The organism is Alphaproteobacteria bacterium (assembly GCA_030740435.1).
Taxonomy (GTDB): Bacteria; Pseudomonadota; Alphaproteobacteria; order UBA2966; family UBA2966.
On the sequence record JASLXG010000165.1, the window covers coordinates 1 to 8,624 of the forward strand.

General features: G+C 66.8%; 8 protein-coding genes. 3 read left to right on the plus strand and 5 right to left on the minus strand.

Annotated features, from left to right (window positions below):
• Positions 1 to 234: 234 nt before the first annotated feature.
• Positions 235 to 1,227 carry an adenosine kinase gene (locus QGG75_16640; GenBank protein MDP6068861.1) on the minus strand — a complete coding sequence of 331 codons (993 nt, stop codon included), beginning with the start codon at positions 1,225 to 1,227 and terminating at the stop codon, positions 235 to 237.
• Between the two features lie 129 nt (positions 1,228 to 1,356).
• On the opposite strand from QGG75_16640, the gene QGG75_16645 reads away from it, so the two are divergent.
• Entirely contained in the window at positions 1,357 to 2,079 is a 723-nt protein-coding gene (locus QGG75_16645; protein ID MDP6068862.1) for an EI24 domain-containing protein, read from the plus strand.
• A 22-nt stretch (positions 2,080 to 2,101) separates the two neighbouring features.
• Positions 2,102 to 2,668 (plus strand): hypothetical protein, encoded by a 567-nt coding sequence (locus QGG75_16650; GenBank protein MDP6068863.1) that lies wholly within the window; start codon positions 2,102 to 2,104, stop codon positions 2,666 to 2,668.
• Here QGG75_16650 and nth read toward each other — a convergent pair.
• The 4 genes from nth to dnaK all read right to left on the minus strand — a co-directional run bounded on the left by nth (position 2,644) and on the right by dnaK (position 7,401).
• Positions 2,644 to 3,285, minus strand: coding sequence for an endonuclease III (nth, locus tag QGG75_16655; GenBank protein MDP6068864.1), 642 nt, complete (start codon positions 3,283 to 3,285; stop codon positions 2,644 to 2,646). The genes QGG75_16650 and nth overlap by 25 nt on opposite strands.
• A 59-nt stretch (positions 3,286 to 3,344) precedes the next feature.
• On the minus strand, positions 3,345 to 4,157 hold the full coding sequence (gene dapB / locus QGG75_16660) for a 4-hydroxy-tetrahydrodipicolinate reductase (protein ID MDP6068865.1): 813 nt from the start codon (positions 4,155 to 4,157) through the stop codon (positions 3,345 to 3,347).
• 78 nt (positions 4,158 to 4,235) lie between these two features.
• Positions 4,236 to 5,366, minus strand: a complete 1,131-nt coding sequence (gene dnaJ, locus QGG75_16665) for a molecular chaperone DnaJ (protein MDP6068866.1) — start codon at positions 5,364 to 5,366, stop codon at positions 4,236 to 4,238.
• Positions 5,367 to 5,418: 52 nt separating this feature from the next.
• Positions 5,419 to 7,401, minus strand: a complete 1,983-nt coding sequence (dnaK, locus tag QGG75_16670; GenBank protein MDP6068867.1) for a molecular chaperone DnaK — start codon at positions 7,399 to 7,401, stop codon at positions 5,419 to 5,421.
• A 219-nt stretch (positions 7,402 to 7,620) separates the two neighbouring features.
• Between dnaK and QGG75_16675 the strand changes: the two genes are divergently transcribed.
• On the plus strand, positions 7,621 to 8,496 hold the full coding sequence (locus QGG75_16675) for a DUF1848 domain-containing protein (GenBank protein ID MDP6068868.1): 876 nt from the start codon (positions 7,621 to 7,623) through the stop codon (positions 8,494 to 8,496).
• Positions 8,497 to 8,624: the final 128 nt, after the last annotated feature.

Below are 8,624 nucleotides of genomic sequence, written 5' to 3' on the forward strand. Positions count from 1 at the left end.
GGGCTTCCGGCAGGAAGCCTGGGCGCCGACTGCGGACAGAAGAACGGAGCCCCTGCAGGCATCACCGCGGAGACGGAAACAAAGGGCGTTCGGAGCTTGACATCAACCAACCGATTACAGAAGGCACAGAGGCACAGAGATTCACGGAGGGTCTGCCCTATCCCCCTCTGTGTCTCTGTGCCTCTGTGGTTGAATCAAATCCTGACAAGCGGCTCGGCCAAACCTTGAAACGCGCTATCCCACGATTTCGGCCGCGATGGCGTCGAGCGGGGTGTCCGGCCGGGCGCCGACGTGCTGGATGACCTCGGCCGCGGCGGCGGATCCCAGACGGCCGCAGGTGTGCAGGTCGTAATCCCGCGTCAGGCCATAGAGGAACCCCGAGGCGTAAAGATCGCCCGCACCCGTGCTGTCGACCAGGCGTGCGATGGGGGCGGCGTCGATGACGTGGACCTCTTCGCCCCGCACCACCACCGAGCCCTGTTCGGATCGTGTCAAGGCGGCGATCAACGAACCGCCGCGCAAGGCCTGCAGGGCGTCGTCGAAATCCTTGACCTGGAAGAGCGAGATCAACTCGTCCTCGTTGGCGAACAGCACGTCGACCTCGGCCTCCACCAGGTGGCGGAACTCGTCGCGCCAGCGGTCGACGCAGAAGGCATCGGAGAGGCTGATGGAGACTTGGCGCCCGGCGGCGTGGGCGATCTTGGCGGCCTTGCGGAAGGCCTCCTTGGCGCCCGGCGGATCCCACAGATAACCCTCCATGTAGGTCAGGCGCGCCCGGGCGATCTGTTCGGGCTCGATGTCGTCGGGGCCGAGCCCGGTGCAGGCGCCCAGATAGGTGTTCATGGTGCGCTGGCCGTCGGGGGTGACTTGGATCAGGCAGCGCGCCGTGGGGGCGCCGCCGTCGGCCAAGGGCGTGGTGAATTCGACGCCCAACGAGCGCAGGTCGTGGGCGAAGACCTCGCCGAGTTGGTCGTTGCGCACCTTGCCGATGTAGCCGCCGCGGCCGCCCAGGCTGGCGATGCCGGCCATGGTGTTGCCGGCCGAGCCGCCGGAAACCTCGATACCGGGGCCCATCAGGCCGTAAAGCTGCTCCGCCCGGTCGGCGTCGATCAGGGTCATGGCGCCCTTGGCAAGATCATGACGCGTGAGAAACGCATCGTCGGCGTGGCTGACCACGTCGACGATGGCATTGCCGATGCCGACGACGTCCAAAAGCTCGCTGCTCATGTAAAACTCTCCAAACCCACACGATGGGCCGCAGTATAGGGGCGCCGCCCGGCGTCAACAAACGATTGCGCCGGGGCCGCGGCGCCATTACATGACCAGGGCATATGCAACGCGCAGCGGTGCCCGACCATGATCTCTGCCTTCGTCAAAAGCTTCCAGCAACTTCCCGATGCCACCTTCCGCGGGGTTTTGTTCAAATCCCTGGGCCTGGCGATTGTCGTCTTTGTCCTGCTCTCGCTGTTGGCCTGGCCGGCGCTGAGCCAGCTCGACGCGCTGCTCACCGACTGGCTGGGCTGGCTGCCCGACAGTTGGATCGAGGGTCTGGTTTCGTTCATCAGCGGCATCGCCGTGCTGGCCGGCTACCTGGTGCTGGCGGCGGTATTGTTTGCCCCGGTGGTCAGCATTTTCATAAGCCTGTTTCTCGAAGAGATCGCCGGCGCCGTCGAGGGCCGCCATTATCCGGACGAGGCGGCGGCCCCGGGGCAGCCCTTGAAAGACGCCATGGCGACCTCGCTGAAGTTCTTCGTGGTCATGGTGGTGGCCAACATCGTGGTGCTGCCGATCTACCTCTTGATGATCTGGTTGCCGCTGATAAATGTCTTTATTTTCTATGGCTTAAACGGTTACCTTCTGAGTCGGGAGTATTTCGAGTTGGTCTCCATGAGGCGTCTCGACGCGGTCCAGGCGACGGCCTTGCAAAAAGCCCATCGAGGGCGGCTTCTGGGCGCCGGTGTGGTGATCACCTTCCTCTTCACCATACCGCTCTTGAACCTGCTGGCGCCGCTCTTGGCGACGGCCGCGATGGTGCATCTGTTTCAAGGCTTCCGGGCCCCGCCGGGGTCCCAGCGCTAGTGTAAGGAAGGTAACGGGAGGTTTGGTAGCACGATCGCAAGTCAAGGGTGGTGTGGTCGGGCTGGCGCTAGCGCTCGGCGCCTGCGTCACGGCCGAACCGCCGCCGGTGCAAAAGGCGGTCGCTCCGATGCTCGTGCCGGTGCGGTCGGTCCCTGCGGCGGCGCAAAGCAAAATCGTTGCCAAACCGGAACAGGTGGCGGCCGTGCCGGCCGCGCCGGCCAAGGTCGCGGTGGTGAAGCCGCCGGCGGCTGCGGTCGCTCCAGCACCAAAGAAACCGCCCGTGGCGGCGCCTGAGCCGGCCGTTAGCCTCGAGGACTTGGTGGGGCTGCAACGCACCGCCGTGGCGGATCTTTTCGGCCCCCCCGGCTTGCTGCGCCGGGAGCCACCGGGCGAGGTCTGGCAGTACCGCCGCCGGGGCTGCGTGTTGCACGTTTTTCTTTATGAAGCGGCAGAGAGCGGCCAGCGTGTCGAGCACGTCGAGATCAGCCTCCCCGAGGCCATGGCAGCGCGCGCCTGCCTGAAGACATTTTTGCGCGCCCAGGCCAGCGTTCCGGGCGTTCCCCGCTACGCTTCCTCCTTGGCGCCGTAGCGGCAGATTTTGGCGATCACGCAGGCCGGGCAATTGGGCTTGCGGGCCTTGCAGACGTGGCGGCCGTGCAGGATCAGCCAGTGATGGGCATGTTGCCGCCAGCGCTCGGGCACCACACCCAGCAACCCCTTCTCGACCTCCAGCGGATTCTTGCCGGGCGCCAGGCCGGAGCGGTTGGCGAGCCGGAAGACGTGGGTATCGACGGCCATGGTGGGCTGGTCGAAGGCCACGTTGAGGACCACGTTGGCGGTCTTGCGGCCGACGCCGGGCAGCGCTTCGAGGGCTTCGCGCTGGGCCGGCACCTGCCCGCCGTGGTGCTCGATCAGGGCGCGGCTGAGGCCAACCAGGCTTTTGGCCTTGTTGCGGTAAAGGCCGATGGTCTTGATCTTGTCGCGTATCCTGGCCTCGCCCAGCTTGGCCATCTTCTCGGGCGTGTCGGCCAGGGCAAAAAGCCCCGGCGTGGCCTTGTTGACGCCGACGTCGGTGGCCTGGGCCGACAGCACCACGGCCACCAGCAGCGTGAAGGGGGATTTGTAGTCGAGCTCGCTTTTGGGCGCTGGGTTGGCTGCTGCGAGCTGGGCGAAGAGCTTGTCGACGTTGGCTTTGCTAAGCGTCATGGCGGCACTTTAGTTAGCCCGGCGCCTGCCATCAAATCCCAAACCAGCGATAGCGGCTATCAGTTCCCCAACCCCAGCACGTCCGCCATGCCGTAAAGCCCCGGCGGCTGGCCCTGGGCCCAAAGCGCCGCGGCCACGGCGCCGCGGGCGAAGATGGCGCGGTTGCCGGCGATGTGGCTGAGTGCGATGCGTTCATCGTCGGCGGCGAAGACCACGGAATGCTCGCCCACCACGTTGCCGCCGCGCAGCACGGCATAGCCGATGTCGCCGCGCTCACGCTCGCCGGTGATGCCGTCGCGGCCGCGCGCCGCCACCTCGTCGTGGTCTGCGCCCCGGCCCAAAGCGGCGGCCCGGCCCAGCGCCAGAGCCGTGCCCGAGGGCGCGTCGACCTTGTGGCGGTGATGCATCTCGACGATCTCGATGTCGAACTCGGGGTCCAATGCCGCCGCCACCTGGCGCGTCAGCGCCAGCAGCAGGTTTACGCCCAGGCTCATGTTTGCCGCCTGCACCACGACTGCGCGCGTCGTCGCCGCCTCGATGGCGGCCTGGTGCAGGGGCTCGAAGCCGGTTGTGCCGATGACGTGGGCGGTTTCGTTCTCGGCCGCCAGGGCGGCGTGGGTGGCGCTGGCGGCCGGCGCCGTGAAGTCGAGCACGGCGTCGGCGGCGGCAAACAGCGCCGCCGGGTCGTCGCCGACGATTATGCCACTGCTGCCCAGGCCGGCCAGCTCGCCCAGGTCACGGCCAATTTGCTCGCTGCCGGCGACCTCGGTGCCGCCGCAAAGTTCACAGCCTTCTGTCGCCGTCACCTGGCGCGCCAGGGTCAGGCCCATGCGGCCGGCACAGCCGACGATGCCGATTTTGGTCCGCCCCATGACGATCTCCCTGGCCGCTACTCAGGCCAGCAATTAAAGCATGGATCGAGGAGGGAAAGAAAAGCGCACGAGTGCGCGTTACTCGGGTAGGTCGTCCCAGAGTTCCTTGACCTTGCTGAGGAAGCTCTCGGATTCGGGATTGGTGCGGGCGCTGCCTTCGCTTTCGAACTGGCGCAGCAGCTCCTGCTGGGCCTTGGTCAGATTGACCGGCGTCTCGATGGTGGCCTGGATATAGAGGTCGCCCTGGCCGTTGCTGCGCATCACCGGCATGCCCTTGCCCTTGAGGCGGAACTGGCGTCCGGTCTGGGTGCCCTTGGGGATAGTGATGCGGGCCCGGGCGCCGCCCAGCGTCGGCACTTCGATGGCGCCGCCCAGCGCCGCCGTGGTCATCGGGATGGGCACGCGGCAATAAAGGTGGCTGCCGTCGCGCTGAAACAGGCGGTGGGCGGAGATGGAGAGGAAAATGTAAAGATCGCCCGGCGGCGCGCCGCGCAATCCCGCCTCGCCCTCGCCGCTTAGCCGGATACGGGTGCCGTCCTCGACCCCGGCCGGGATCTTGACCGCCAGCGTCTTCTGTTTCTGCACCCGTCCGGCGCCACTGCAGCTGGGGCAGGGGTCGGTGATGACGTGGCCGGCGCCACCGCAACTGGGGCAGGTGCGTTCGACGGTGAAGAAGCCCTGCTGGCTGCGCACCTTGCCGACGCCCTGGCAGGTGCCGCAGAGCGAGGGCCGGGCGCCGTCGCGGGCGCCTGAGCCCTCGCAGGAATCGCAGAGCACGGTCGAGGGCACCCTGATCTCGCGGTTGCGGCCGTGGAAGGCATCCTCCAGGCCGATCTCCAGGTTGAAGCGCAGATCATTGCCGCGGCTCTGCTGGCGGCCGCCGCCGCGCCGGCCGCCCATGAATTCGCCGAAAAGGTCGTCGAAGACATCGGCGAAGGATGATCCGAAGCCGAATTCGGCGCCGCCCGGCCCGCCCGAGGCGTGCTCGAAGGCGGCGTGGCCGAACTGGTCGTAGGCGGCGCGCTTCTGGTCGTCGCTAAGGACCTCGTAGGCCTCGGAGACTTCCTTGAACTTCTGCTCGGCGGCGCTGTCGCCGGGATTGCGGTCGGGGTGGTGTTGCTTGGCCTGGTTTCGGTAGGCCCGCTTGAGCTCGTCGGCATCGGCGCTGCGGCCGACGCCGAGGAGGTCATAATAGTCCTGCTTGGCCATGCCCGATCACCAGCGCCCGTGCCGCCCCCCGCGCCCTCCGGCCCCTGACCGGCTAACCCTTGTCCTTGTTCTCTTCGTCGACTTCCTCGAAGTCGGCATCGACGACGTCGTCGTTGCTCTCGGCATGGGCCTCGGCCTCGTCGTCGGGGCCCCCAGGGCCAGCGGCGCTGGCGCTGGCGGTGGCGCCGTCGGGTGAGGACTCGGCGGCGGCGCTGGCCTGGTACATGGCCTCGCCGAGCTTCATCGATGACTGCCCCAGGGCCTCGGTCAGTTCCTTGATCTTGGCCGTGTCGTCACCTTCGAGCGCGCCTCTGAGGGCCTCGATGTCGCCCTCGATGGCCTGCTTTTCGTCCTCTCCGATCTTGTCGCCGTATTCGCCCAGGTTCTTTTCCGTGGCGTGGATCAAGGCCTCGGCCTGGTTGCGCGTCTCGGCCGCCTCGCGCCGTTCCTGGTCCTCGCTGGCGTGCATCTCGGCCTCGTTGACCATGCGATCGATCTCGGCGTCGGCCAGCCCGCCCGAGGCCTGGATGCGGATCTGCTGCTCCTTGCCGGTGCCCTTGTCCTTGGCCGAGACGTTGACGATGCCGTTGGCGTCGATGTCGAAGGTGACCTCGACCTGAGGTACGCCGCGCGGCGCCGGCGGGATGCCCACGAGGTCGAACTGGCCCAAAAGCTTGTTGTCGGAGGCCATTTCGCGCTCGCCCTGGAAGACCCGGATGGTGACTGCGTTCTGGGAGTCCTCGGCGGTCGAGAAGACTTGGCTTTTCTTGGTCGGGATGGTGGTGTTGCGCTCTATCAGGCGGGTGAAGACGCCGCCCAGGGTCTCGATGCCTAGGCTCAAGGGCGTCACGTCGAGCAGCAGCACGTCCTTGATGTCGCCCTGCAGCACGCCGGCCTGGATGGCGGCGCCGGCAGCCACCACCTCGTCGGGGTTGACGCCCTTGTGGGGCTCGCGGCCGAAGAAGTTCTTGACCGTCTCGACCACCTTGGGCATGCGCGTCATGCCGCCGACCATGACCACGTCTTCGATCTCGCCGGGGCTGAGGCCGGCATCGCTCAGCGCCTTGCGGCAGGGCTCGATGGTGCTTTCGACGAGGTCCTCGACCAGGGCCTCGAGTTTGGCCCGGGTGAGCTTCATGGTGAGATGCTTGGGGCCCGACGCGTCGGCCGTGATGAAGGGCAGGTTGATCTCGGTTTGCGTCGCGCTGGAAAGCTCGATCTTGGCCTTCTCGGCCGCCTCCTTGAGGCGCTGCAGCGCCAGCTTGTCGCCGCGCAGGTCGATGCCCTGTTCGCGCTTGAACTCCTCGGCCAGGTAGTTGAGGAGCTTCATGTCGAAATCTTCGCCGCCGAGGAAGGTGTCGCCGTTGGTCGATTTGACCTCGAAGACGCCGTCGCCGAGCTCGAGGATGGAAATGTCGAAGGTGCCGCCGCCCAGGTCGTAGACCGCGATGGTGCGGTTGTCGCCCTTGTCGAGGCCATAGGCCAGGGCCGCCGCCGTGGGCTCGTTGATGATGCGTTTCACGTCGAGCCCGGCGATGCGTCCGGCGTCCTTGGTGGCCTGGCGCTGGGCGTCGTTGAAGTAGGCCGGAACCGTGATCACGGCCTCGCTGATGGGTTCGCCAAGATAGGCCTCGCCGGTTTCCTTCATCTTCTGCAGCAGGAAGGCGCTGATCTGGCTGGGGGCGTACTTTTCGCCGCGCGCCTCGACCCAGGCGTCGCCGTTGTCGGCCCGGACGATACTGTAGGGCACCATGTCGATGTCCTTCTTGGTCATCGGATCGTCCATGGTGCGGCCGATCAGGCGCTTGATGGCAAACAACGTGTCTTCCGGGTTGGTCACCGCCTGGCGCTTGGCGGGTTGGCCGACCAGGCGCTCGCCATCCTCGGTGAAGGCCACCATCGAGGGCGTGGTGCGGGCGCCCTCGGCGTTCTCGATCACCTTGGGATCGGAGCCGTCCATGATGGCGACGCATGAATTGGTGGTGCCAAGGTCAATGCCGATGATCTTACCCATGGTGTCCTCTCTGGTTCGCAAGGACGGCGCCGCGACAAAAAAAGGCACCGCCCGGACCCCCAAAACGTGAAGCCCGAAATGCCTCGGTGCAGGGCCGTTCCATATGTTGAGGCGATATATAGGGAGCCTCACGCCCTATCGCAAGCACGAGACGTCCTCCCGGGGCCCTAAATTGGCATTCGAATGCCGATTTTTTGCCCTCCCTTGCCGGACCGCTCCCGGGCTATGCTGGCTGCCGCCATGATCGTTTCGGCCAGCTATCGCACCGATATCCCGGCTTTTTACGGCACTTGGTTCGACCGGCGCCTGACGGCCGGCTTTTGCCGGGTGCGCAATCCCTACGGCGGCCAGAGCTACCAGGTGGCGCTGGCCGGCGAAGCCGTCGACGGCTTCGTTTTCTGGACCCGCAACGTGGCGCCCTTCCTGCCTCAGTTGGCCCGGTTGCGAGGCCTGGGCCCGCCGTTCGTGGTGCACTATACGGTGCTGGATTACCCCACGCTGTTGGACCGTTCGGTGCCGCCGGCGGCCGACCAGATCCGGCTGATGCACCGCCTGGCCGCCGAATATGGCCCGCACGCCGTGGTCTGGCGCTACGACCCGGTGGTGTTTTCCTCGCTGACCGATCGCCGCCACCACCTCGCCAGCTTCGGCCGCCTGGCCCGGGCGCTGGCCGGGGCCAGCGACGAGGTGGTGATCTCGTTCGTCAACCCTTACCGCAAGGCCCGGCGCCGGCTCGACCGGGCGGCCCGGGAGGGTGATTTTTCCTGGTTCGATCCGGAAGCCGGGGAAAAACGGCGGCTCGCCGCCGAGCTGGCCGTCATCGCCGCCGAGCACGGCATGCGTTTGACCGTCTGCTCGCAGGCGGCGTTGCTGGCGCCTGGTACCGAGCCGGCCCGCTGTATCGATGCCGAGCGCCTGGCACGCATCGCCGGGCGGCCCATCCAGGCGCCCCAGATGGGCAATCGCCCCGACTGCCTGTGCCACCGCTCGCGCGATATCGGCGCCTACGACAGTTGCCCCCACGGCTGCCTCTACTGCTATGGCGTGGCCAGCCGGCGGCGCGCCGTAGCCGGCTTCCAGAGCCACGATCCAAGTGCCGCCGAACTGCTTCCGTGAGCATTTCAAGATTGATCCCGGCCACCCGCTCCCCCTCCCAACCACCCATCGATAATCCCTGTGGTATCCTGTGGGTGGTTGGGAGGCGGAGCGGGTGGTCGGGCGAATTTGACACCCTCAGCCCTCGG